This is a genomic window from Pseudoalteromonas sp. AWM4_233, assembly GCF_056158285.1.
On sequence record NZ_JBSWSZ010000001.1, the window covers coordinates 2,982,617 to 3,007,463 of the forward strand.

At 42.2% G+C, this 24,847-nt stretch carries 23 protein-coding genes and 11 tRNA genes; 28 read left to right on the forward strand and 6 right to left on the reverse strand.

Translation table 11 applies throughout. The features are described from left to right. The first annotated feature begins 38 nt into the window (after positions 1 to 38). The 17 genes from lolB (at position 39) to ACXAC4_RS13475 (ending at position 6,652) form a co-directional block, all read left to right on the forward strand. Positions 39 to 632, forward strand: a complete 594-nt coding sequence (gene lolB, locus ACXAC4_RS13395) for a lipoprotein insertase outer membrane protein LolB (RefSeq protein WP_421963299.1) — start codon at positions 39 to 41, stop codon at positions 630 to 632. Then, positions 625 to 1,473, forward strand: coding sequence for a 4-(cytidine 5'-diphospho)-2-C-methyl-D-erythritol kinase (ispE, locus tag ACXAC4_RS13400; protein ID WP_475162430.1), 849 nt, complete (start codon positions 625 to 627; stop codon positions 1,471 to 1,473). The genes lolB and ispE overlap by 8 nt, the downstream gene beginning before the upstream one ends. A gap of 83 nt (positions 1,474 to 1,556) precedes the next feature. Continuing rightward, positions 1,557 to 2,504 carry a ribose-phosphate pyrophosphokinase gene (locus ACXAC4_RS13405; RefSeq protein WP_058030808.1) on the forward strand — a complete coding sequence of 316 codons (948 nt, stop codon included), beginning with the start codon at positions 1,557 to 1,559 and terminating at the stop codon, positions 2,502 to 2,504. 149 nt (positions 2,505 to 2,653) lie between these two features. After that, positions 2,654 to 3,265 carry a 50S ribosomal protein L25/general stress protein Ctc gene (locus ACXAC4_RS13410; RefSeq protein ID WP_058030809.1) on the forward strand — a complete coding sequence of 204 codons (612 nt, stop codon included), beginning with the start codon at positions 2,654 to 2,656 and terminating at the stop codon, positions 3,263 to 3,265. Positions 3,266 to 3,284: 19 nt separating this feature from the next. Beyond that, positions 3,285 to 3,869, forward strand: coding sequence for an aminoacyl-tRNA hydrolase (pth, locus tag ACXAC4_RS13415; RefSeq protein ID WP_058030810.1), 585 nt, complete (start codon positions 3,285 to 3,287; stop codon positions 3,867 to 3,869). A gap of 43 nt (positions 3,870 to 3,912) precedes the next feature. Then, positions 3,913 to 5,004, forward strand: coding sequence for a redox-regulated ATPase YchF (gene ychF, locus ACXAC4_RS13420; protein ID WP_475162434.1), 1,092 nt, complete (start codon positions 3,913 to 3,915; stop codon positions 5,002 to 5,004). Positions 5,005 to 5,228: 224 nt separating this feature from the next. Beyond that, positions 5,229 to 5,305 (forward strand) — tRNA-Met (locus tag ACXAC4_RS13425). A gap of 46 nt (positions 5,306 to 5,351) precedes the next feature. Then, positions 5,352 to 5,436, forward strand: a tRNA-Leu gene (locus tag ACXAC4_RS13430). Between the two features lie 142 nt (positions 5,437 to 5,578). After that, positions 5,579 to 5,653, forward strand: a tRNA-Gln gene (locus ACXAC4_RS13435). 3 nt (positions 5,654 to 5,656) lie between these two features. After that, positions 5,657 to 5,733: transfer RNA gene (locus ACXAC4_RS13440), tRNA-Met, on the forward strand. 20 nt (positions 5,734 to 5,753) lie between these two features. Next, positions 5,754 to 5,838, forward strand: a tRNA-Leu gene (locus ACXAC4_RS13445). A 40-nt stretch (positions 5,839 to 5,878) separates the two neighbouring features. Then, positions 5,879 to 5,953 (forward strand) — tRNA-Gln (locus ACXAC4_RS13450). A gap of 5 nt (positions 5,954 to 5,958) precedes the next feature. After that, positions 5,959 to 6,043 (forward strand) — tRNA-Leu (locus tag ACXAC4_RS13455). A 40-nt stretch (positions 6,044 to 6,083) separates the two neighbouring features. Beyond that, positions 6,084 to 6,158 (forward strand) — tRNA-Gln (locus ACXAC4_RS13460). A 78-nt stretch (positions 6,159 to 6,236) separates the two neighbouring features. Beyond that, a tRNA-Leu gene (locus ACXAC4_RS13465) sits at positions 6,237 to 6,321 on the forward strand. Between the two features lie 149 nt (positions 6,322 to 6,470). After that, a tRNA-Gln gene (locus tag ACXAC4_RS13470) sits at positions 6,471 to 6,545 on the forward strand. Between the two features lie 22 nt (positions 6,546 to 6,567). Further along, a tRNA-Leu gene (locus ACXAC4_RS13475) sits at positions 6,568 to 6,652 on the forward strand. A gap of 148 nt (positions 6,653 to 6,800) precedes the next feature. Here ACXAC4_RS13475 and ACXAC4_RS13480 read toward each other — a convergent pair. Next, positions 6,801 to 7,964, reverse strand: a complete 1,164-nt coding sequence (locus ACXAC4_RS13480; RefSeq protein ID WP_475162438.1) for an FAD-dependent oxidoreductase — start codon at positions 7,962 to 7,964, stop codon at positions 6,801 to 6,803. Between the two features lie 234 nt (positions 7,965 to 8,198). On the opposite strand from ACXAC4_RS13480, the gene miaB reads away from it, so the two are divergent. Genes miaB through lnt form a run of 5 tightly spaced genes read left to right on the forward strand, consistent with a single transcriptional unit; the run spans position 8,199 to position 13,675 of the window. Beyond that, complete coding sequence (gene miaB, locus ACXAC4_RS13485; protein WP_475162441.1) at positions 8,199 to 9,632, forward strand: tRNA (N6-isopentenyl adenosine(37)-C2)-methylthiotransferase MiaB; 1,434 nt, start codon at positions 8,199 to 8,201, stop codon at positions 9,630 to 9,632. A gap of 55 nt (positions 9,633 to 9,687) precedes the next feature. After that, positions 9,688 to 10,731, forward strand: a complete 1,044-nt coding sequence (locus ACXAC4_RS13490) for a PhoH family protein (protein ID WP_421963303.1) — start codon at positions 9,688 to 9,690, stop codon at positions 10,729 to 10,731. A 5-nt stretch (positions 10,732 to 10,736) separates the two neighbouring features. Beyond that, the gene (gene ybeY, locus ACXAC4_RS13495) at positions 10,737 to 11,198 is read left to right on the forward strand and encodes an rRNA maturation RNase YbeY (protein ID WP_475162446.1); all 462 of its coding nucleotides are present in this window, start codon (positions 10,737 to 10,739) and stop codon (positions 11,196 to 11,198) included. A gap of 43 nt (positions 11,199 to 11,241) precedes the next feature. Then, positions 11,242 to 12,120, forward strand: a complete 879-nt coding sequence (corC, locus tag ACXAC4_RS13500; RefSeq protein WP_058030816.1) for a CNNM family magnesium/cobalt transport protein CorC — start codon at positions 11,242 to 11,244, stop codon at positions 12,118 to 12,120. Between the two features lie 58 nt (positions 12,121 to 12,178). After that, positions 12,179 to 13,675, forward strand: a complete 1,497-nt coding sequence (gene lnt, locus ACXAC4_RS13505) for an apolipoprotein N-acyltransferase (protein WP_475162452.1) — start codon at positions 12,179 to 12,181, stop codon at positions 13,673 to 13,675. Between the two features lie 106 nt (positions 13,676 to 13,781). Here the strand turns inward: lnt and ACXAC4_RS13510 are convergent, their stop codons facing one another. From ACXAC4_RS13510 to ACXAC4_RS13530, 5 genes are all read right to left on the reverse strand, one after another. Then, positions 13,782 to 14,963, reverse strand: a complete 1,182-nt coding sequence (locus tag ACXAC4_RS13510; protein WP_475162457.1) for a heparan-alpha-glucosaminide N-acetyltransferase domain-containing protein — start codon at positions 14,961 to 14,963, stop codon at positions 13,782 to 13,784. Positions 14,964 to 15,288: 325 nt separating this feature from the next. Then, positions 15,289 to 15,600: a hypothetical protein gene (locus tag ACXAC4_RS13515; protein ID WP_475162460.1), complete on the reverse strand. Its 312-nt coding sequence runs from the start codon at positions 15,598 to 15,600 to the stop codon at positions 15,289 to 15,291. A 70-nt stretch (positions 15,601 to 15,670) separates the two neighbouring features. Then, positions 15,671 to 16,153, reverse strand: coding sequence for an FKBP-type peptidyl-prolyl cis-trans isomerase (locus ACXAC4_RS13520; RefSeq protein WP_390441933.1), 483 nt, complete (start codon positions 16,151 to 16,153; stop codon positions 15,671 to 15,673). A 5-nt stretch (positions 16,154 to 16,158) separates the two neighbouring features. Further along, the gene (locus ACXAC4_RS13525; protein ID WP_475162467.1) at positions 16,159 to 18,570 is read right to left on the reverse strand and encodes a Lon protease family protein; all 2,412 of its coding nucleotides are present in this window, start codon (positions 18,568 to 18,570) and stop codon (positions 16,159 to 16,161) included. 38 nt (positions 18,571 to 18,608) lie between these two features. Beyond that, positions 18,609 to 19,067 carry a zinc ribbon-containing protein gene (locus ACXAC4_RS13530; protein WP_475162469.1) on the reverse strand — a complete coding sequence of 153 codons (459 nt, stop codon included), beginning with the start codon at positions 19,065 to 19,067 and terminating at the stop codon, positions 18,609 to 18,611. 174 nt (positions 19,068 to 19,241) lie between these two features. Here ACXAC4_RS13530 and leuS point away from each other — a divergent pair, with 174 nt between their 5' ends. The 6 genes from leuS to rlmH are packed head-to-tail and all read left to right on the forward strand — an operon-like array spanning position 19,242 to position 24,845. Continuing rightward, positions 19,242 to 21,830, forward strand: coding sequence for a leucine--tRNA ligase (gene leuS / locus ACXAC4_RS13535; RefSeq protein ID WP_475162473.1), 2,589 nt, complete (start codon positions 19,242 to 19,244; stop codon positions 21,828 to 21,830). A gap of 1 nt (position 21,831) precedes the next feature. Next, complete coding sequence (locus ACXAC4_RS13540; RefSeq protein WP_475164133.1) at positions 21,832 to 22,326, forward strand: LPS-assembly lipoprotein LptE; 495 nt, start codon at positions 21,832 to 21,834, stop codon at positions 22,324 to 22,326. Beyond that, on the forward strand, positions 22,326 to 23,363 hold the full coding sequence (holA, locus tag ACXAC4_RS13545; protein WP_475162475.1) for a DNA polymerase III subunit delta: 1,038 nt from the start codon (positions 22,326 to 22,328) through the stop codon (positions 23,361 to 23,363). Before ACXAC4_RS13540 ends, holA begins: the two co-directional genes overlap by 1 nt. 5 nt (positions 23,364 to 23,368) lie before the next feature. Beyond that, the gene (gene nadD / locus ACXAC4_RS13550; protein ID WP_475162477.1) at positions 23,369 to 23,998 is read left to right on the forward strand and encodes a nicotinate-nucleotide adenylyltransferase; all 630 of its coding nucleotides are present in this window, start codon (positions 23,369 to 23,371) and stop codon (positions 23,996 to 23,998) included. A gap of 56 nt (positions 23,999 to 24,054) precedes the next feature. Then, a complete protein-coding gene (gene rsfS, locus ACXAC4_RS13555) occupies positions 24,055 to 24,372 on the forward strand; it encodes a ribosome silencing factor (protein WP_058031648.1) in 318 nt (105 codons plus the stop codon). A 2-nt stretch (positions 24,373 to 24,374) separates the two neighbouring features. Then, the gene (rlmH, locus tag ACXAC4_RS13560; protein ID WP_058030827.1) at positions 24,375 to 24,845 is read left to right on the forward strand and encodes a 23S rRNA (pseudouridine(1915)-N(3))-methyltransferase RlmH; all 471 of its coding nucleotides are present in this window, start codon (positions 24,375 to 24,377) and stop codon (positions 24,843 to 24,845) included. Positions 24,846 to 24,847 lie beyond the last annotated feature (2 nt).

The window sequence follows — 24,847 nt, forward strand, 5'->3', positions numbered from 1 at the left end:
TCAAACATCCTGCGAATATGGAAAGGAAGGAACAACATTTGAAACAAATTCATTTGATTTTGCTCATGTTTTTTTTATTTATCAGTGGCTGTGCCCAACGAATAACAGAGCAAGATGCGCCACAGACAGATTGGCGGTCGCAATTAGAGGCACAAAAAAACTGGAAAGCCAGTGGTAAAGTCGCCTTTATTGCGCCCAATGATCGACAATCCGTTAACTTTAATTGGCAACTGAAAGAAAGTCGCCAACATCTAATTTTATCTAGCTTTATTGGCACACAATTACTCGAATTAGTCGAGCATGAAAATCACAGTGAAATGGCCTATCAGGATGAGCAATATATTGATCAAAGTAGCAGTGAATTGATTGCCCGCTTGAGTGGCTTTCAATTACCTTTTGAAAAAGCACCACTTTGGTTAACCGGTGCCATCCGTAGTGACAATAATCAATATGATCCACAATCACGCCTTAAGTCTGCAAAGTGGACAGATGAACAAGGTAAAACATGGCTTATAGACTATCAAAGCTATCAAATGGTTGATGGCTTTTGGGTACCAAAACGAATTTCGCTTACCCAAGATAAATTAAGAATAAAAATTCAACTCAATTCATGGCAGTTTAATAATGAATAACTTGACTCTAACAGCACCAGCTAAACTTAATCTGTTTCTACATATCAATAATCAACGGGAAGACGGCTATCATGAATTAGAGAGCTTGTTTACCTTTTTAGATTTTGGTGACGAATTAGAGTTCAACTTAACGAATGACAACCAAGTTAGTATTATTGGTGATACCAATAATATCAAAACCGAAGACAACCTAATCTTTAAAGCGGCTCAAGCCTTGTTGCCATACAAGCAAACAGAGCAAGGCGTATCGATTGGCTTAAAAAAATGTTTGCCCATGGGCGGTGGTGTTGGTGGTGGCTCATCCGATGCAGCAACGACTTTATTAGCGCTAAATTCATTGTGGCAATGTCACTTAGACCTAAACACCTTGGCAGAAATAGGCTTAACACTTGGTGCGGATGTACCTGTCTTCATCAATGGTAAAACCGCCATTGCACAAGGCGTTGGTGAAAAACTCAATGCAGTTGAGATTGAACATAAATGGTATTGTGTTGTGTTCCCCAACGTTCATATTAGTACGGCAAAAGTCTTCACTCATCCTGATTTACCTAGAAATACCCCTAAACTAACCAGTCAGTGGTTTATGGAAAATACTAGCAACGATTGTGAAGCTCTGGTTAAAAAGCTCTACCCCGAGGTTGAAAAGACCCTGCAGTGGTTGCTAAAATATGGGCCGTCAAGAATGACTGGGACGGGAGCGTGTTGTTTTGTCGAGCTAGACTCTGAACAAAACGCACGGCGTGTACTCTCTGAATTACCCAATGCTTGGCAAGGGTTTATCGCCCCAAGCCATGCTGTATCACTGGCCCATCGCCAGTTAGCGTCATGGCTTAAAGAGTAGAAGTAAAATTGTTTAAGTTAGCCTGTTTTGACAACGTCATTGCATGTTAGTCCAAAAAATTTCAGTGCCTGAGGAACCCTACCGTGCCTGACATGAAGCTCTTCGCTGGTAACGCAACGCCTGAGTTAGCTCAAAAAATTGCGAAACGTTTATTCATCGAGTTAGGTGATGCTGTTGTTGGTCGTTTTAGTGACGGCGAGATCAGTGTTCAAATCAATGAGAATGTACGTGGATCGGATGTTTTCATTATTCAATCAACCTGTGCCCCTACAAACGACAACTTAATGGAACTGATCGTGATGGTTGACGCTTTGCGTCGTGCATCAGCAGGTCGTATCACAGCTGTTATTCCTTACTTCGGTTATGCGCGTCAAGACCGTCGTGTTCGCTCAGCCCGTGTACCAATCACAGCTAAAGTAGTAGCAGACTTCCTTTCAAGCGTTGGTGTTGACCGCGTATTGACTGTAGACCTGCACGCAGAACAAATTCAAGGTTTCTTCGATGTGCCTGTAGACAACGTGTTTGGTAGCCCTGTACTACTTGACGACATGAAGTCTCGTGAATTTGATGATGTTGTGGTTGTATCTCCAGACATTGGTGGTGTTGTACGTGCTCGTGCAATTGCAAAATTACTAAACGATACTGACCTGGCTATCATCGACAAACGTCGTCCGAAAGCAAACGTATCTCAAGTTATGCACATCATTGGTGATGTAGAAGGCCGTGACTGTATCATTGTTGACGACATGATCGACACAGGTGGTACATTATGTAAAGCAGCAGAAGCACTTAAAGAGCATGGCGCTAAACGCGTATTTGCTTATGCAACGCACCCTGTACTTTCTGGTGCTGCGGCAGAAAACCTTCGCAACTCTGTTATTGATGAAGTTATCGTAACTGACTCAATCACGTTAAGTGATGAGCTTCGTTCAATCGATAAAATTAAAGTATTGACCCTTGCAGACATGCTGGCTGAAACAATTCGCCGCATCAGCAACGAAGAGTCAATCTCGGCAATGTTTACACATTAAACGACGCCCACTTTAACAAAAAGCACCTTCGGGTGCTTTTTTTGTTTAATTTACCATCCAGCGGTGGTATAGTAGCGCGCCTTTTTAAGGTAGAGGATTTGGTCGCGAGTCCTCTAATCATTAATTTAACTTTTATTTTGGAGACATCCATGTCTAACGAATTATACACTTTAGAAGCAGAAGTACGTGAAGTTTTAGGTACTGGTGCGAGCCGCCGCCTACGTCACGCTGATAAAGTACCAGCGATCCTTTACGGTGCTGGTAAAGATGCAGTTGCTTTAACGCTTGACCACAACAAAGTAATCAAAGCACAAGAAGATGAAGGTTTCTACACTCACATCCTTACATTAAACATCGGTGGTGAGTCTGTTGAAGCGATCCTTAAAGACATCCAACGTCACCCGTTCAAGCCTAAAGTAACTCACTTAGACTTCCAACGTGTTGACGCTGCTCACAAGATCCACACTAAGGTTCCTGTACACTTCATCAACGAAGAAGCTGCTGCGAAAGGTGGTAACACTATCGCTCACCACGTAACTGAAATCGAAATCACTTGTTTACCAGCTCAACTTCCTGAGTTCGTAGAAGTAGACGTAGCTGCAATCGAAGTTGGTGCAACTGTACACCTTTCTGACGTAGCTCTACCTGCAGGTGTTGTTTCAGTAGAACTAGCTAAAGGTGCAGACCACGACCAAGCAGTTGTTACTGTAAACGCTCCTAAAGGCGCTGCTTCTGAAGAAGCTGAAGAAGCTGCAGAATAATTTCTAAGGTGTTAGCACCTTGAATACTATTCAAATGCTTGTGGGCCTGGCTAATCCAGGCCCCGAATATGCTCAAACCCGTCATAATGCCGGTGCGTGGTTCATCGAAGAACTGGCAAAACGCTACAATTGCATCCTCAAACCTGACTCAAAGCATCACGGCCTTACTGGCAAAGTCATAATCAACAACCAAGAATTCAAACTGCTTATTCCTACAACTTATATGAATTTAAGTGGTAAAGCGGTATCAAGCCTTGCTAATTTTTATAAAATCCCAGCTGAAAATATTTTAGTTGCCCATGACGAAATGGACATGGAACCGGGGATCGCCAAAATTAAAAAAGGCGGTGGTCACGGTGGTCACAATGGCTTGAAAGACATTATTGCTAAAATGGGCAATAACAAAGAATTTATGCGTTTACGTGTTGGTATTGGTCACCCTGGTCACAGAGATAAAGTAACAGGCTGGGTTTTAGGTAAAGCACCTCAAGCTGACCAAGAAAAAATCGACGCTGTGGTTGATGAAGCTGTTCGCTGTATGGAAATTTTAGCAAAAGACGGTGTGTTAAAAGCACAAAACAGACTACATTCATTTAAGCCGTAAAATCGCTTACGGCAACAATTTGATTAACTGAAGGTTCAAAATTATGGGTTTTAAATGTGGCATTGTAGGTTTACCTAACGTTGGTAAATCAACCCTATTTAATGCATTAACTAAAGCGGGAATTGAAGCCGCAAACTTTCCGTTTTGTACAATCGAACCAAACACAGGCGTTGTTGCCGTGCCAGATCCGCGTTTAGACCAACTGGCTGAGATTGTTAACCCTCAAAAAACAATCGCAACAACCATGGAGTTCGTTGATATTGCGGGTCTTGTAAAAGGCGCGTCAAAAGGTGAAGGTTTAGGTAACCAATTCCTTGCTAATATTCGTGAAACAGATGCCATTGGACATGTCGTTCGTTGTTTTGAAGATGAAAACATTGTTCACGTGTCTGGCCAAGTAAATCCGGCTGATGATATTGATGTTATCAACACTGAACTTGTTTTAGCAGACATGGAAGCTGCGGATCGTGCAGCTCAACGTAATGTTAAAAAAGCGAAAGGCGGCGATAAAGAAGCTAAATTCCAGAACGAAGTACTAGAAAAAGTGAAAGCCCATTTAGATGAAGGCTTAACACTGCGTTCTTTAGAGCTTAGTAAAGAAGAACTCGCTGCTATTAAGCCGCTTAACTTCTTAACAATTAAACCAACCATGTATATTGCGAACGTTACAGAAGATGGTTTTGAAAATAACCCATTCTTAGAGCAAGTTCGTGAGATTGCTGCAAACGAAGATGCAGTTGTGATCCCTGTGTGTGCAGCAATTGAATCTGAGCTTTCAGAGCTAGAAGAAGAAGATAAGTTAGAGTTTATGGCTGATCTTGGTCTTGAAGAGCCAGGTCTTAACCTTGTGATCCGTGGTGGTTACGAGCTACTTAAATTGCAGACTTACTTCACTGCTGGTGTAAAAGAAGTACGTGCATGGACTATCCCTGTAGGTGCAACTGCGCCACAAGCTGCAGGTAAAATCCACACAGACTTCGAACGTGGCTTTATTCGTGCGCAAACAATTGGTTTTGATGATTACATCGAATTCAAAGGCGAAAGCGGTGCGAAAGACGCAGGTAAAATGCGCCAAGAAGGTAAAGAATACATTGTTAAAGATGGCGACGTGATGAACTTCCTGTTCAACGTTTAATCGCTTTAACTGAGTGTTTTGAAAAGGAGACTTGATGTCTCCTTTTTTATTTTCTAAAAACAGCTCACTTTTTATCTTTTTATGGTTCATATTCAGCCATTTCGCGCAATTAATCCGCAAAAGAACTTTAATGACAACTTTTTTGCAAAAAAGGTGTTGACGAGTTTGGAGCATATCAGCATAATACGCCCCGCACCAGCGATGGTGACACACTAAAAAGAGATGGCTATGTAGCTCAGCTGGTTAGAGCACATCACTCATAATGATGGGGTCCCCTGTTCAAATCAGGGCATAGCCACCATGCTTTTAGAGTTGATTAGCAACTATAAAACTAACTACCCTGTAGTGCGGAAGTGGCGGAATTGGTAGACGCGCTGGATTTAGGTTCCAGTATCTTCGGATGTGAGAGTTCAAGTCTCTCCTTCCGCACCATGTTCTCGATTAGAACTAAAACAATCAACTACCTTAGTTGGAGTATCGCCAAGCGGTAAGGGCAGAAGAGAGAGGTTTTGACCCCTCACTCATTTATCCCCCAGATTCAAATCCTGGTTCAACAAAGATTTGAAGTTTTCGTTGGAGTATCGCCAAGCGGTAAGGCAGCGGGTTTTGATCCCGCCATTCCCAGGTTCAAATCCTGGTACTCCAGCCAAATGGCTATGTAGCTCAGCTGGTTAGAGCACATCACTCATAATGATGGGGTCCCCTGTTCAAATCAGGGCATAGCCACCATTTTCTTTTAAAGAAAATATGCGGAAGTGGCGGAATTGGTAGACGCGCTGGATTTAGGTTCCAGTATCTTCGGATGTGAGAGTTCAAGTCTCTCCTTCCGCACCATGTTCTTGATTAGAACTAAAATAATCAAACTACCTTTAGTTGGAGTATCGCCAAGCGGTAAGGCAGCGGGTTTTGATCCCGCCATTCCCAGGTTCAAATCCTGGTACTCCAGCCAACATTGCGGAAGTGGCGGAATTGGTAGACGCGCTGGATTTAGGTTCCAGTATCTTCGGATGTGAGAGTTCAAGTCTCTCCTTCCGCACCATGTTCTTGATTAGAACTAAAATAATCAAACTACCTTTAGTTGGAGTATCGCCAAGCGGTAAGGCAGCGGGTTTTGATCCCGCCATTCCCAGGTTCAAATCCTGGTACTCCAGCCAACTTTCTGAAGTTGAGGAATTGGCAGTGGTCTTGAAATAGACGCTGTATTTAAGTTCCAAGATACTCCAGATAAAAATGCGGAAGTGGCGGAATTGGTAGACGCGCTGGATTTAGGTTCCAGTATCTTCGGATGTGAGAGTTCAAGTCTCTCCTTCCGCACCATGTTCTTGTAAGTTTGAACGAAAATAACTTATCTTATCCTTGATGTTGGAGTATCGCCAAGCGGTAAGGACAGAAGAGAGAGGTTCTGATCCCTCACTCATTCATCCCCAGATTTAAGTCCTGAGACCAGCAGAAAGTTAAAATTTTGTTGGAGTATCGCCAAGCGGTAAGGCAGCGGGTTTTGATCCCGCCATTCCCAGGTTCAAATCCTGGTACTCCAGCCAATCTCTTACGAGAAAAAACATTGCGGAAGTGGCGGAATTGGTAGACGCGCTGGATTTAGGTTCCAGTATCTTCGGATGTGAGAGTTCAAGTCTCTCCTTCCGCACCATGTTTTCTAAAATTATCTAATCACCCTACCTTATAAATAAATCATCTATAATTTCCCAGTCTAAGTTTTATATCATTTTTCTCGCATACTTTTTTACACGCACAAAAAAAGCGAACCTTAGTCCGCTTCAATCAAAGAAATTTACTGATTAAAAATCACCGCCCATCGCATGCTTTAACACTTGCTTCTTTAGCACACCTGCATTGTCAGCCACTTTTAATGCTAAATTGCGCAGGTGCTTTAATGGTTTTATGTCATTCGAGAAACCAAAGTAACACGCATCCATCATGCTCATCATCGCCAAATTATCTAAACGACGTTTTTTTTCATATTTATGCAAAGCTAAAGGACAGCCAAAATCGTCTGTCGATTCTAATGCTTCGGCTAGCGCAGCGACGTCTTTAAAGCCTAGGTTAACCCCCTGACCTGCTAATGGGTTGATCGTATGGGCTGCATCCCCCACAAGTACAACTCTACCTTGTGAATAAGTATTAGCATGTTGCCTAGCAAGCGGAAACACCGCCTTTTCTTCAACACTAAAATCGCCAGGCAACGCAAAGAAGTTTGACTGAATTTCAGCTTTTAATTGTTCATTTGATAGTTGCTTCAATCGAGCAAGCTCAGCGCTATCATGATACCAAATTAAATTGGCATACGGTGCGTGCATAGGCAGAAACGCAATTGGGCCAGTCTGTTTAAATTGCTGCCATGTTTTTGTTTGCTGCGGAGCATCAATTTTGATTAGTACACCCATACAACTTTGTTGATATTGCCAGCCTGTAACACCTATTCCAACTAAATGCCTTACCTGTGAGCGACCACCATCAGCGGCAACAAGTAAATCGGCGGTATGACTTTTGTTTTTATAGTGCAGTGTAACGGTATCATCAGATTGCTCTATGCTCATTGGTAAACCATCAACTTGCTCAACTTGTATTTGCCATTGCTCAAATTGCGCCCATAAACTAGCTTGCGTTAAGCTGTTTTCGATAAGATGCCCAAGGTGACTTGTGCCAACTTCTTCACTATCAAATAACAGTGAGTTTTGTACTGACTCGTAGGCTTCTAGTTGGGTATAAGGGGCAATTCTATTTTCTCTGAGTAAAGGCATTGCCCCTAAGTCATCAAGTAAAGCTTCTGAAAAGCGGTTAATGGCAGAGATTCGAATATCAATTTTTTCACTCGCAAGCACCGCAAGAGGGTCGATACACTGTTGCTCCAAAACTGTTACCGACGCGCCCTGTTTGGCTAGCTTAATTGCTGTAGCTGCACCGACCATGCCGCCACCGACTATAACCACCTTGTTTTTCATCTATTTTGCCTCTTAAAAACAATGTCGACATTGTACAGCAAGCCACGCTAATTTGTCTGACTGTAATGCGCAAAATACGTTTCAATTTGATCACGCTTTGCAAAGTTAAAAACTATACTTGGCTAGATGTGCTTGGTCATATAAAATACGCGTCCTTTAAGTTGTGCGTATACTTTTTAGGTCTAAGCAAGTGGCCTAAATCAGAGTCCGAATTGAAAACGAGGCAATATTTCAATGAGTAAAAAATTGCATATTAAAACCTGGGGTTGTCAGATGAACGAGTACGACTCGCAGAAGATGGCTGACCTGTTAGATGCAACCAATGGTTATGAAGTAACCGAAGAAGCTGAACAAGCTGATGTAATCTTACTCAACACCTGTTCAATTCGTGAAAAAGCACAAGAAAAAGTGTTCCATCAACTGGGTCGCTGGAAGTTATTAAAAGATGACAACCCAGATCTAGTTATTGGTGTGGGTGGTTGTGTAGCTTCACAAGAAGGTGACACGATTCGTCAACGCGCACCGTTTGTTGATATCGTATTCGGCCCGCAAACATTGCACCGTTTACCTGAGATGATCAAGCAAGTACAAAGTAAGCAAGGTGCGGTTGTTGATATTTCATTCCCTGAAATCGAAAAGTTTGACCGTCTTCCTGAGCCTAAAGCGGAAGGCCCTACGGCATTCGTTTCTATTATGGAAGGCTGTTCTAAATACTGTACTTTCTGTGTTGTACCTTACACGCGAGGTGAAGAAGTAAGCCGTCCGTTAGATGATGTATTACTAGAAGTTGCACAACTTGCTGAGCAAGGTGTACGTGAAGTTAACCTACTTGGCCAAAACGTAAATGCATTCCGCGGTGAAATGCACGATGGTGAAATCTGTTACTTCTCAGATCTACTACGTTACGTTGCTGCCATTGATGGTATTGACCGCATTCGATATACCACATCTCACCCAGTTGAATTCACGCCAGACATCATTGAAGCGTACGCGGATGTACCAGAGCTGGTAGACCACTTACACTTACCAGTACAAAGTGGCTCTGACCGTGTTCTTAATCTTATGAAACGTGGTCATACTGCTTTAGAGTACAAATCAACCATTCGTAAGCTTCGTAAGATCCGTCCTAACCTGTCAATGTCTTCAGACTTTATCATTGGTTTCCCAGGTGAAACGAACGCTGACTTTGAAGCAACAATGAATCTGATCAATGACATTGGTTTTGATATGAGCTTCAGCTTTATCTATTCAGCGCGCCCAGGCACGCCTGCGGCAGATTTACCTGATGATGTTTCTGAGCAAGAGAAAAAAGAGCGTCTATACATTCTTCAAAACCGTATCAACCAAATGTCTCAAGACATCAGCCGTAAGATGTACGATACTGAACAGCGTATTTTGGTTGAAGGTCCATCGAAGAAAAACCCAATGGAACTGCGCGGTCGTACCGAAAACAACCGTGTTGTGAACTTTGAAGGTCCGCATTCAGTGATCGGTCAGTTCGTTGATGTACGTATTACCGAAGCTTTACCTAACTCTTTACGTGGTGAGCTAATTCGTACAGAATCAGAAATGAATTTAAGGAAAGATGTTGCACCTGCCGATATTTTAAATCGTGCGCCGTCGGAACCCGAAGCCGATGAGTTAGGTGTTGCAACCTTTACACCTTAGTTAAATACAGATTGCGCCAGCACTTTTGCTGGCGCGGTTGTTACAGGAAGCAATTTTGAGCAGTCAACTAAAGAATATTGAGTTTTATTTAGAGCCCGCCGACAACGTTCGCCTTTCATCACTTTGCGGCCCTTTTGACGAGAATTTAAAACAAATAGAACGTCGCCTTGGGGTTGAAATCACGCACAGAGACAACTGGTTTAAAGTGACTGGACAACCTGTTCAAGCTAAAGCCGCTACCGATATCTTAAAAGGTTTATACATTGATACTCAGCCTGTGCGTGGCGAAGTAAATGAAATTGAACCTGATAACGTGCACTTAGCGATCACTGAAGCTAATTGCCTTGAGCAAGATGCACCGAGTGTATGGAACGAAGAAGTTTATATTAAAACCCGCCGTGGTGTGATTAAGCCTCGAAATCCGAATCAGAGTCAGTATGTGGCTAATATTCTTCGTCATGATATCAGTTTTGGTATTGGTCCTGCAGGTACTGGTAAAACCTACCTTGCAGTTGCTGCTGCTGTTGATGCACTAGAACGTCAAGAAATTCGCCGCATCTTATTAACTCGCCCTGCGGTTGAAGCAGGTGAAAAACTTGGTTTCTTACCTGGCGATTTAACACAAAAAATCGACCCATACCTGCGACCACTCTACGACGCATTGTTTGAAATGCTTGGCTTTGAAAAAGTTGAACGCTTAATTGAAAAGAATGTCATAGAAGTAGCGCCGCTTGCCTATATGCGTGGTCGAACGCTTAATGATGCCTTTATCATTCTGGATGAGAGCCAAAACACCACCACAGAACAAATGAAAATGTTCTTAACGCGTATCGGCTTTAATTCAAAGGCAGTCATCACAGGTGACATTACGCAAGTTGATTTACCTCGTGGTGCGCGCTCTGGCCTTCGTCATGCCATTGAAGTACTGAGTGATGTCGATGAGATTTCATTTAATTTCTTCAAGTCACATGATGTTGTTCGTCACCCTGTTGTGGCACGTATTGTTGAAGCATACGAGAAGAAAGAAGAATCTGAGCGAAAAGAAAAGGCTGAAAAAGAGCGCCTTCGCAAAGAAGCGAAAGCGAACCAAGCTGAGTAACAGACATGAGCGTTGAATTAGATTTACAAGTTGCCTGTGAATTTGAAGATTTACCTTCACATGAACAGTTTGAATTATGGGCTGACAAAGCCCTATCTGCGTATCGTGAACATGCCGAGTTAACGATACGTATTGCTGATGAAGCTGAAAGCCAAGAGCTTAATAGCCAGTATCGTGGCAAAGACAAGCCGACTAACGTGCTATCTTTTCCATTTGATGCGCCACCAGGCATCGAACTCCCTCTTGTTGGCGACTTAATTATTTGCCCACAAGTGGTGAAAGCAGAGTCTATAGAACAAGAAAAAAGCTTTCATGAGCACTTTGCTCATATGACAATTCATGGTTGCTTGCATTTACTTGGATTTGACCATATAAATGAACAAGACGCCATTGAGATGGAAGGCATCGAAAAAACATTATTAGCCGAATTGGGCATAGACGATCCATATCGTGATGATGCTTACTAAGTTCGACTAACAAAATTTTATTTAATTGGAGATATAAAAAGAAATGAGCGACGATAACTCGCAAAGTAGTCAGGGTTCTGCTGGCAAAAGCTGGCTAGGACGCATTACCCAGATGCTGCAAGGAGAACCCCAAAATAAAGAAGAGCTGGTTGAAGTCATCGCTGATGCGCAAGAGCGTGCACTCATCGATCCTGAGACAAAAGACATGATGGAAGGCGTACTAAGCGTCTCTGAACTTAAAGTTCGAGATATCATGATCCCTCGCTCACAAATGATTACTTTAGATGTAGATGAGTCTCTAGAGCATCAACTACCGATTATGGTTGAATCATCACACTCTCGCTTTCCAGTGATCTGTGAAGACAAAGACCATGTTGAAGGTATTTTACTGGCTAAAGACTTATTGCCGCTGATTTTGGATAAATCTGATGCCTTACCGGCATTAAGAGAATATCTTCGCCCTGCTATCGTGGTACCTGAGAGTAAACGTGTTGACACTTTGCTTAATGAGTTTCGACAAAAGCGTTACCATATGGCTATTGTTATCGATGAATATGGCGGCGTTTCAGGTTTAGTAACCATCGAAGACATTTTAGAAACCATCGTTGGTGAAATTGAAGATGAGCATGATGACGATGAAGAGCACGATGATATTCGTCAGTTGTCAAAGCATGTATTTACAGTGCAGGCGTTAACGCCTCTTGATGAATTTAATTCGTTTTTTAATACTGATTACGATACACAAGAAGCCGATACCATCGGTGGTATTATTCTTCATGCCTTTGGTCATATGCCAAGTCGTGGTGAAACAATCGACATCGAACCGCTACAGTTTAAAGTCACTAACTCTGATAATCGTCGTATTATTCAACTTCAAGTAACAGTACCAAAGACCGAAACTACCGAAGATCACGTTGAGTAAGGTGTTTTCCCTCTTTTCTAACAAACATGCTTGGCTTGCATTTTTTGCAGGCCTTGCCATGACTTTTAGCTATGCACCGTTTAGCCTATGGCCCATCGCTATTTTTGCACTCGTTGCCGCTTGCTACGTAACAGATAAACAGTCTGCCCGAAGCGCAGCCAAATATGGCTTTGCTTTTGGTTTTGGCTGGTTTGCACTTGGTATAAGCTGGGTGCATGTCTCTATAGCTCAGTTCGGTGGATTACCTTTACCAGTTTCTTTGTTACTGATGGGGTTGCTGTGTGCCTACTTAGCAATTTACCCTGCGCTGGCCTTTGCATTTGCCGCTAGGTTCAGCCAAAGCGCGTGGCAAAGGATCGCATTGTTAATAGCCGGCTTTGCTATTGCAGAGTTTTTACGTGGTAAATTATTAACTGGCTTTCCATGGCTCAGTTTTGGTTATGCATTTACTGATTCACCACTTAATATCTTTGCGCCTGTAATTGGCGAGTTTGGCTTAACTTTACTGGCTGTGTTTCTTGCTAGTAGCATTTATTACAGCTTTAAAGCAAAACATACTTCTTTTTCGCTTTCAGCAATTGCCACTCTGATCTGTTTATATCTCATTAGTAGCTTCACAGTTTCTACTTCGCACTCTGATAAGCGCATTTCAACTTTGCTTGTACAAGGCAACATCCAACAGAGTTTGCGCTGGGAGCCAGAACAGTTTTGGCCAACCATGTCAAAATACCGAGATATGACCCGGGTTGAATGGCACGACACAGACCTCGTCGTCTGGCCTGAAGCGGCCATTCCCGAAATAGAAGATATGGCAACACCATTTTTAGAAGGCCTAGACAAGGCTGCCGCATTTAACAATACCGCAGTCATCACTGGTATCCCTGATTACCAGTTTGATACCAAAGCGGTCTACAACACGCTTATTGTTTTAGGTAAGAAATACCCAGACTCGAGTGAAGGCCACTACAACTACTTACATTCAAATAGGTACCAAAAACATCAACTTCTGCCTATTGGTGAATTTGTGCCATTTGAAGATATTCTCAGACCGTTAGCCCCTTTGTTTAACCTTGCCATGTCTTCTTTTTCTCGAGGTGAGCGCGTGCAAAACAACCTCATTGCTAATGGCTTACATATTCTGCCTGCTATTTGCTACGAAATCGTATTTAGCAATTTGGTTAGAGATAACTTCACAGAGCAATCTGATATTCTCTTTACAGTCAGTAATGACGCTTGGTTTGGAGATTCTCATGGCCCCCATCAGCATATGCAAATTGCTCGAATGCGCGCCCTAGAACTGCAAAGACCGCTTGTTCGCGTGACCAATAACGGTATTACAGGCGTCTATGACCCCATCTCTCAAACTGAGCAAACAATACCGCAATTTGAAGCGACAGTACTCAAGACTGACTTACAGCTTATTAAAGGGTTGAGTCCTTTTAGTAAATATGGCCATTTACCTATCTGGATTTTGGTCGGGTTTTTATCTATTTGTGTCTTTTTACCACGTTTGAAAACAAACATAGCAAACAAACTTGAAAGGAACTTTTTCTAAAGTACATCATACCATTCCTCAAAATAGATCGTTTAATTAAGAGGGTTAGTATCACATAATAAAGGCGGCTAATGAGCCGCCTTTGAGTTAGGGCTTTGCAAGAGCTTTAAAGCTTTAATCTCACACCAAGCTTGTTTAAGCCATTCACAGCAAACATCATCATCACTGCAAACCCTAGACTCCATAGAATACCGATTACGCCACTACTCATAAACTCAGGTCTTGCTGGAATTGATAGTAGCTGTAAGGCTGCAATTAAAATATAGGGCAAGATATAAATTAATAATGGGTTATTTGCCGCTGGTTCAAATACCTTGCACCAATCAGTCTGTGCCTTTAACTCAACGATATAATAAATAGCACCAAAGATCAGTGCACAGAAGAAGATACTCATGAATGCCCAACTTGGCGTTGCCCATATCTTTGAAACTGGCCAATGCCACCAGCTCAACAAGGTAAGTGCGCCACTAACAAATACAAAAGCAAAATAGTTGAACCACTTTTTGTCAGTTAATTTAGCGTGATAAAAAATTAAGCTCATCACCACACCTGCTAACACTATCGTCGCATGGGTATGGTTTCGGTTATCTTCGACAAGTCGGTCTAGAACACCGTTAATACCGCTTAAGTGTTCTATAACAAAATATAACGCGACAAATACAAGACTGGCTACAATTAATTTAATGACATCTTGTTTAGTAAATAAATAAACTGCCACACTAAAAATAAACGCCCAGCCGATTAAACCTAGGATCCCCCACCACTGAGGTGTCATACCACCGTAAGGGCCTTCATAAATATACGCCAGCACAATAAGGCCAAGTATGCCTAAATATTTACAGCCTTTGACTAATACACTTGAAAGGTGCTTTGGATAGTGACTCCATATGAGTAGTACACTGGCATACATCAACAAAGTCCAAAGCGGCATAGATATCAGCATTTTGCTTTCGTCATAACCATATATGGTGTTCACCATAAACAAGCCGATTACAATTAATCCAAGCGCTCTGAAGGCTGCATCAACTAATAAACGTTTTGAGCTCGCTCCTTTTGCAGCTTTTGCTTGTGTTGAAAATGGAATAGACATGCCCACAATAAATAAGAAAGCTGGGAATACTAAATCTACAAAAGTCATGGCGTTCGCATCGGCAGGCATATGCGTCATCCAAGCAGGAATGTTTTTAATTGCGGCAAGTTCGTTTACAAATACCATGGTGAGGATCGTCAAACCACGGAAAACATCGATAGCCAGAATGCGACGGTTTGGTAAGCTGTACTCGGTCATTTATTTCTCTCTTATCAATAGCCGCTCAAAGCTACCTAAAGCAAAACAAAGCTGCAATTAAACACTACAAATCGCAAATAAAATAAACCGAAAATGATGAATCGTTTGATAAATTAGTTGAAGGCTTTTCAAGTACCTATGGAGAGTAAATGACACAATAGCAGAAAACCTAATCAATAAGCACTTGAGTAGAGTATTAGATAGAATAAGATTCAATGAATACAGATAAATCTCATTTTCTTATGATGACAAATGAGATTTATCTTTTTATTCAGTCACTACACTGTGAGTATGCATGATAGATTTTCATTCAGTAATATTTGAGTTAAGCCAGAAAAATATAACTGATCATAACGATAACTGAGACCGCCATAAAACGCGTATCAAAATCACGCATTCTTTTGGTTAATAAATGCAATCGCTTATCCTGAGTTTTACTTAACTCTCCAAATTTCAGGGACTCTTCAAGGGCAATCACAAACAAATTATTGACCCCTATTTTCATTTTGTCTTTTGATAATCTAGCCAAGATATCGGGGTAGGTTTCGCCAACATATACTTTTATTTCATTGACATGCTTAGCTCTGAAATAAACAAAAAGTACCATTAATGCAGTGATAACAAGACCCATATACATATTCTCTCCTTACATTATGTATAAAAAAGGAGGCTTAGCCCCCTTTCATGTTTCTAAAATGAGACTAACTTTACGACTCTATTTTTAAAAGCTCAACTTCAAAAATCAACAGTGAGCCTGCTGGGATCTTACCGGCTGCACGGTCTCCATAACCTAACTCAGGACTGATATAAAATTTAAACTTACTGCCTTCAGTCATTAGCTGTACACCTTCAGTCCAACCTGGAATAACCTGGTTTAAGCCAAAGCTGATCGGGCTATTTCGCTCTACTGAGCTATCAAATACGGTGCCATCAGCAAGTGTGCCATGGTAATGTACTTTTACTTTACTGGTGGCAGAAGGCTTTGCATCTCCCTCCCCCTGTGTAAGCACTTCGTACTGTAAGCCAGAATCAGTTGTTACCACAGTATCTTTTTTTGCATTTTCTGCCAAAAACTCAGCCGCTTTAATACGATTCTCTCCTGCAGCCGCTTTGTTCTTTTGCGACGCACGAGAAAATAGTGCCACCAAAATCACGATGACAATCACTAAAATTACATTGGTTGTAGACACGCTACTTACTCCTTATCTTGTTCTGTTTCTTCTTTTTCATTATCGCCACTGACCACATCAGCAATTTGCTGTAATCGAGCCAGTGTTAGCGCATTAATAGAGCCCTCAGGGTATTCCCCGTCGACTAGCTCTCCAGCGTCATGATTCATCAATAAGCTCAATGCTTCATCCACGTTTGAAACTGCATAAATATGGAAACGGCCACGCTCTACTTCTTGTAACACTTCGTCATCTAAAACTAAGTTAACGCGGTTAGACTGAGGAATAATCACGCCTTGCTGACCAGTTAACCCACGCATTTTACAAAGCTTAAAGAAGCCTTCTATTTTTTCGTTTACGCCACCAATCGCCTGCACTTCGCCATGCTGATTAATTGAGCCTGTCAACGCTAACGACTGGTTAATGGGTAGTTGAGTGATAGCTGAGATTAAGCCGCATAATTCAGCAAGCGAGGCACTATCGCCGTCGATATAGCCATAACTTTGTTCAATCGCAATATTGGCACTGAGTGTTAAGCTAAAGTTTTGTGCATACTTGTTACCTAAATAACCCGTTAATAACATCACGCCTTTAGAATGAATTGACTTACCTAAGTCGGCTTCACGCTCGACGTCAATGACGCCATCTGAACCTGCATATACCGTAGCAGTAATGCGCGCTGGTGTACCAAATGCCGTGTCACCAATATGTAATACCGTCAGACCATTGATTTTAGCAATCGCTTCACCGTCAGTTTCGATCAATGTGTGGCCTTCTTTAATATCACTTAGCATATTTTCACTAAGTTGACCGGTGCGATACTGCTTGCCTGCAATGGCTTCATCGATGTGCTCTGCGGTAACCTCAGTCACATTGTCTTGTTTTGCATAAAAGCTTGCTTCTGCAACTAACTCGAGAACATCTGCAAATCGTGCTGACAGCTTGGTATGGTGCTCTGCTTGGCGATAGCTAAACTTGAGCAAACGCGCAAGACCGCACGCTGAAATACCACAGTTTAAAGTTTTATCGCAGTATTCAAGCACTTTAGTAATGAACTGATATTGAAGTTTATCACTGCTTGGCAGGTAGTAATCAAAATCAGCCAATACTCTAAATAGCTCAGCAAACTCTTCGTCGTAATCACTGATGGCGTAATATAAATCACGTGAGCCCAACAAGATGATCTTCACATCAAGTGGAATTAACTGAGGGCGAAGCGTGAAACTGCTACCTACTGAGCTATCTTGATACGGCAAATCATTCTTTATTTGGTGAGTTTTAAGTGATAGTTTTAGGCCATCCCACACTTGCGAGTTAGCCAAGACTTTATCGGCATCCATGATCAGATAACCACCATTGGCCTTATGTAACGCACCCGGTTGGATTGAGCGATAACTGGTGATTAAGTTGCCTTGTGAAGTAGCGTATTCAACCTTTCCAAAAATATTGCCAAAAGTTGGGTTTGGCTCGTACACCACAGGTGCAGCCTCTCCATCTTTATATTCAACCAGAATATTAGGCGCAAAGAAGTCATTCAGCATGCCGCGGTGATCAAACTCTTCTTTATTTTCCTCGCTGCCGCTGTCATCAAGCCACTCTAGCACCGCATCAACAATTTCAATGCGGACATCTTTCAGATAACGAATGACACCAATGTGGCTGGCATACTTAAGTTCTAGTTTCTTCAGTAAAGGCTTAGTGGCGGTTTCAACCGTTTGCTTCTTTAAGTTTCTCAGCTTTTCTGATGATTCACGTTTCCAACGTGGTAGCTCAATTAAAGCTTCAATCAGATCATCTTCTAGCTTATCAATGGCATCAAAAAAGTGTTCTTGCACTTTCTCATCAAGTGCAGCAAATTCAGCATCATCTAATTGTTTGCCATCGATCACTGGCGCAAAGGCCACCTGATTACTTTCTTCTATCAGCGCCACACTTTTTTTAGCGGCAAGTTCTGCCACTGCGGTAATGGCAGCGTCATATTTGTTATCGAATTCTTTATCGATGGACTTCTTTTTGCGTTGATAACCCGGGTTATCGAATGCTGCAGGAAAAGTATCAGCGACTTCATCTAGAAACTCATCCATGTCATCAGCAAGCTCTTTGCTCTGACCTGGCTGCATAAATAGCGCGATAGGTTTACGGTGATCGTCGTAGTTATTGACGTACAACCACTCATTTGGCGTTGATTTAGTTTTACTGTGAGCTTCTAACTTGTCTTTTACCATGGTAAAACGGCCTAATGCCGCTTCGCCCATTACAAAAGTGTTATAACCAGGCAAATCCATACCCAGTGAGAAATCTAAAGCACTTTGGGCGCGTTGCTGACCAATAAATGTCAACGCTTCAGGATAAGGATTGCGCATGCATGACTCAACATGCGCAAGAGAAACAGTTGGCGCTAAGGCCTCAATAGGTAAAGGTGCTATCTTATTTGTCATTCCTAACTTCTTTTTATTATCTAACCCAATTGGCTAGACTATGGAGACAATGCTTTTCGGCTGAATTCTTGGTGCTCACATTGGCTACATGCTTTAATTTCAGAGGCATAAAGTACATCTGTAGTATGATGACAATTTTTACATACTAATTGCCCCATGGCTATCCATTCGCCCGCTTTGTAAACCCCATCATGCTCAAAATCTTTTAATAAAGCCTGCCATTCTAGCTGTGTGCGGTCTTCAAGCTGTGCCAACTCAAATAGCACACCCGCCTTTAATTCTTGCCAAGCAATATCATCAGTGTCTTTATAGTCATCTTCTAAATGTTTTAAATCTCGCTTGAGATAGTGGCTGTAGTTTTTTACCTTCTCTTCGCCGAGCTCTTTTAGCTTACCTTGGCTTTCAATAAATTTATTAATTAAGTCTTCAAGCTCATGCTCTTTTATATCTTTCAGCCAATGCGCAAAATCATCTAACCACTTTTTATACTCCGCCATGGCAGACTCCATTTTTCAGTAAACTTTCTATAACTATAGTCTAGTGGTAAAAAAGTGATATTTTGCTGCCTTGTAAGCACCACAAAATGCACCTCTATGGCTGTGATTCGCTCAGTTTTTGGGGTATGCTATCGAACAATTTTTTATTAATTTGCAAGAAGTCTGGAAACATAGATGCAAGAGCAATATAACCCGCAAGACATTGAGTCAAAAGTCCAACAGTATTGGGAAGAAAACAAGACGTTTAAAGTCGTAGAAGACGAGAGCAAAGAGAAGTATTACTGTCTCTCTATGTTCCCTTACCCAAGTGGTCGACTGCATATGGGTCACGTGCGTAACTACACCATTGGTGATGTGGTATCTCGTTTCCAGCGCTTACAAGGCAAAAACGTTATGCAACCTATGGGTTGGGATGCGTTTGGTCTACCTGCAGAAAACGCGGCGATCAAAAACAACACAGCGCCTGCTAAGTGGACATACGAAAACATTGATTACATGCGCGGTCAGCTAAAACAGCTTGGTTTTGGTTATGACTGGGATCGTGAAATCGCAACATGTCACCCAGAATATTACAAATGGGAACAGTGGTTCTTCACTAAGCTTTACGAGAAAGGCTTAGTTTACAAGAAAATGTCTACCGTAAACTGGGATCCAGTTGACCAAACAGTACTGGCTAACGAGCAGGTGATTGACGGTCGCGGTTGGCGTTCTGGCGCGCTCGTAGAGCAAAAAGAAATTCCTCAGTGGTTCATCAAGATTACTGATTACGCTCAAGAGCTATTAGATGATTTAGACAAGCTTGAGCATTGGCCTGAGCAAGTTAAAACCATGCAGCGTAACTGGATTGGTCGCTCTGAAGGTTTAGAAATCGATTTCAAACGTGCTGATAATGGCGAAACTTTCACAGTTTACACTACTCGCCCTGACACTTTCATGGGTGTGACTTACGTTGGTGTTGCTGCTGGTCACCCGATTGCGTTAGAAGCTGCTAAGAATAACCCTGAAGTTGCTGCATTTGTTGAAGAATGTAAGAACACCAAAGTTGCTGAAGCTGATATGGCAACGATGGAGAAAAAAGGCATCGACACAGGCTTTAAAGCAATCCATCCATTAACTGGTGAAGAAGTACCTGTATGGGCTGCAAACTTTGTACTAATGGACTATGGTTCAGGTGCGGTAATGGCAGTACCTGGTCATGACCAACGTGACTACGAGTTTGCGACAGCTTACGGTCTTGAGATCAAACAAGTTATTGCGCCTGCTGAAGGTTCTGAGCTTGTAGCTGACCTGTCAAAAGAAGCGTTCACTGAAAAAGGCACGCTGATTAATTCTGGCGAATTTGACGGTCTTGAATTTAAAGCAGCATTCAACGCCATTGCTGACAAACTAGAAGGCATTGGCGCAGGTAAGCGTAAAGTTAACTTCCGTCTACGTGACTGGGGTGTTAGCCGTCAGCGTTACTGGGGCTCACCAATCCCAATGCTAAATAAAGAAGATGGTTCTGAGCTTGCTGCGACTGAAGATATGCTACCGGTTCGTTTACCTGAAGACGTGGTAATGAACGGTGTAACTTCGCCAATTAAAGCAGATCCTGAGTGGGCAAAAACCACAGTGAACGGTGAACCTGCATTCCATGAAACAGATACGTTCGATACTTTCATGGAATCTTCTTGGTACTACGCGCGTTACTGTAGTCCACGTTATGACGAAGGTATGTTAGAGCCAGGTGCAGCGAATTACTGGCTACCAGTAAACCAATATATTGGTGGTATCGAGCACGCGATCCTTCACCTACTTTACTCGCGTTTCTTCCACAAACTATTACGTGACTGTGGTTTAGTAAACTCAGATGAGCCTTTCGAGCGTCTACTATGTCAAGGCATGGTATTAGCTGAAACTTATTTCCGTAAAGACGAAAAAGGCGGTGATGTTTGGATTTCACCAACTGACGTTGAAACTGAAACTGACGATAAAGGCCGTATCACTAAAGCGTGGCACAAAGACGATGGTCAACCGGTAGAGTCTGCTGGTATGTCTAAAATGTCTAAGTCAAAGAACAATGGTATTGATCCACAAACTGTTATCAAGCAGTACGGTGCAGATACAGTTCGTTTATTCATGATGTTCACAGCACCACCAGAGCAAACTCTAGAATGGTCTGACTCGGGTGTTGAAGGTTCACTTCGTTTCCTTAAACGTGTTTGGAAATACGCAGTAGACGTTAATGCAACTGGTACAGCTGAGCTTGATATAAATGCGCTAAACAGCAACCAGAAAGTGCTACGTCGTGAAATCCACAAAACCATTGCAAAAGTAACAGATGATGTTGAGCGTCGCCAAACGTTCAATACTGCGATTGCTGCTATCATGGAGCTATCGAACAAGCTTGCAAAAGCACCGCTTAAAGATGCACAAGATATTGCATTAGCAAACGAAGCACTTAATGCCATCGTGATTATGCTTGCACCGATTGCCCCGCATATGTGTCATCAGTTGTGGCAAGACTTAGGTCACGAAGGTGACGTGTTAGATGCAACATGGCCTGTGGTTGACCAAGCTGCGCTTGTTGAAGACGAAAAACTTATCGTGGTACAAGTGAACGGTAAACTGCGAGCTAAGCTAACGGTTGCTGCCGACTCAACGAAAGAACAAGTTGAAGCGCTGGCATTTGCTGAAGAGAATGTATCTAAATTCATCGAAGGCAAAGAAATCCGTAAAGTGATTTACGTACCAGGTAAACTACTTAATGTGGTTGCAAACTAAGATGCGTTTATCGCGTTCAATCAAGCATGGGCTAGCATTTTTGCTAGCCTGTGTTTTGTTATCTGGTTGTGGCTTTCATTTAAAGCAAGCCTCATATTTACCAAAAGAATTACAAACACTTCATCTGTCGGGTGATGATAGCAAGTCTGAACTGTTTTCATTACTTCGCAAAGATCTCATCACATCTCAAGTCACCATTAGTGACAACAGAAGCAAACAAGTACCTGAGCTTCATCTGTATCGTGACTCTTTAACACGCCAAACGTTAAGTTTGTTTAGAAATGGTCAGGTTGCGCAATACGAATTGGCTTATTCTGTTTCATATAGAGTGACTCGCCCAGGTCTTGAGCCTGTAGATAAAGGGTTTGAGATTTACCGCAATTACCAAGATGATCCTGACAACGCACTCGCAAAAGCCAAAGAGCTTGATATTATTCTTAACGAGCTGCGCAAACAGGCAAGTAAACGTATTGTTCGAGAGCTGTCACAACTCTAATGCGCTGTTACGCTAACCAACTTCCAGATACTTTACGAAAAGGCCTTGCTCCATTCTATTTGGTTTTAGGTGAAGAACCTTTTCAAGAAGCACAATGTGTGCAGCAAATAAAACAGGCAGCAAAACAACAAGGCTTCGACGAAGTCATTAAATTTAGTTTGTTGCCAGGCTTTGATTGGCAAGAATTACTTGCTCAATACAATAGTATGTCGCTATTTAGCGCACGCACACTCATTGAATTTGACTTAAACCAGCAAAAACCCGGTAAAGCCGGGAGCGATGCGTTTAAACAACTAACTGCTCAACCGAACCCTGATGTCGTGTTAATTGTGAAAGGTCAAAAAGCCAGCCAAGAGATCCAACGCGGAGCTTGGTTTAAAGGCTTGGAAAAGCAAGGCGTATATGTGCCTTGTTATGAATTGACTGGTCAACACTTGCAGCGCTGGCTTGATTCGCAAGCCAAGCAGTTAAAAGTCGCTCTAACACAAGATGCTAAAAAGCAACTTTTGCTGGCCACAGAAGGCAACTTACTCGCAACACATCAAGAACTAGAAAAACTGGCGTTGCTTTACCCTTCGCAAACCGTCAATGATGAACAAATCTTAGCGGGTCTGCTTAATCAAAGTAAATTTGATATTTTTGACCTGACTAATGCAACGCTTGCCGGTCAGGCAAAAAAAATCACCAAAGTGATGGTTAAATTAGCTGAAGATAACACGGAGCCGAATACGCTTGTTTGGGCGCTGAATAAGCAGCAGCAAACCTTAGTATCAATTAAGCAAGGCTTACAGCAAGGTCAAAATATTACTGCGCTCTATAAACAGCATAATATTTGGAAAAACCAGCAGCCTTTAACTCAACAAGCACTTGATAGATTGCCTCTGCATCAGCTCGAGCAAATCGGTCTGTTGTTGGCACAGATAGACAGTGGCTATAAACGCGGAGAACTCACTGCGCCTTATCAAGCCTTACTGCATTGTGCACTGAGTTTTTGCTATCACATCCCAATTGGTCTGCCCATCAACCACACTGATTAAACAATATGATTGCACTTTTTGGTGGTACTTTTGATCCCGTCCATTTAGGACATTTAAACATGGCCGAGCAATGCGTTGCTGAGCTAGGGTTGTCTGAATTACGATTCTTACCCTGCGCCATACCTGTGCACAAAGCACAGCCTAAGATCACTGACACACACCGTCTCAACATGCTCAGGTTAGCAACTCAAAGTAAGAGATCATTCACTATTGATAAAAGAGAGCTTGAGCGACAAGGGCCCTCCTATTCATTGTTAACGCTACAGGAATACCGAGACGAGCAGCCTAATATACCCATCATTTTTTTGATGGGTATGGATTCCTTCAATAGTTTAACGTCTTGGTATGAATGGCAAGCCATTACACAGCTTTGCCACATCGTGGTTTATCAGCGCCCAGGCGAAATTTATGCACCAAACCAAGCGCTTGCTGACTATGTGAAACAAGCTAAAGTTGAGACAAATGAGCTGTTACTCACGAAAAAAGCAGGTCATTGTCATTTTTTAACCGGTCCTAGTTTTGATGCCGCATCGAGCGATATTAGAAAACTAATAAATAATCAAAAACCTATGGAACAATTTCTCGCGTCTTCGGTCATAGATTACATTCGTACTCATCAGCTCTATGCTGAATAAACCAATGTGCTGTGCTACTATACGCGCCTTATTTTTTGAGCATAGAGATACAAGATTTGAATTCTGAACAATTATTAGACTTTGCATTAGACAAAGTTGACGACATGAAAGCCCGTGACATTGTTAAGTTAGATGTAAAAGAAGTGAGCTCTGTAACGGATTATTTGGTCATTTGCTCAGGTAACTCAAAACGTCACGTACAGTCTATTGCTGAACACGTTGCTAAAGAAACGCGTCATGCTGGTGAAGACCTATTAGGCATTGAAGGACAAGATGTAGGTGAGTGGGTATTGGTTGATTTAGGCGATGTGGTTGTGCACGTTATGCAAGACCAAACTCGTGACTTATATGACTTAGAGAAACTCTGGGGCTAATTTTGAAAATTCAATTGGTTGCTGTCGGCACAAAAATGCCTGCTTGGGTTGAGACTGGCTTTAAAGAGTATCAGCGTCGTTTTCCAAAAGATATGGCGTTAGAACTTGTTGAGATCCCAGCTGGAAAGCGTGGTAAAAATGCCGATATCAAGCGTATTTTGCAGTTGGAAGGTGAAAAAACCTTAGCCGCTATTCCAAAAGGCAACCGAATTGTGACGCTAGAAGTAACAGGTAAACCTTGGGATACCCATCAACTCGCAAATCATATGCAAAAGTGGCAACTTGATGGTCGAGATGTCAGTTTACTGATAGGTGGCCCTGAAGGCCTTGCGCCTGAATGTATTGCCGCTTCTGAGCAAAAGTGGTCGCTATCGGCATTGACGTTACCGCACCCACTTGTGCGCATTATTGTCGCTGAAAGCTTGTATCGCGGGTGGAGTTTAAATAACAACCACCCATACCACAGAGAATAATA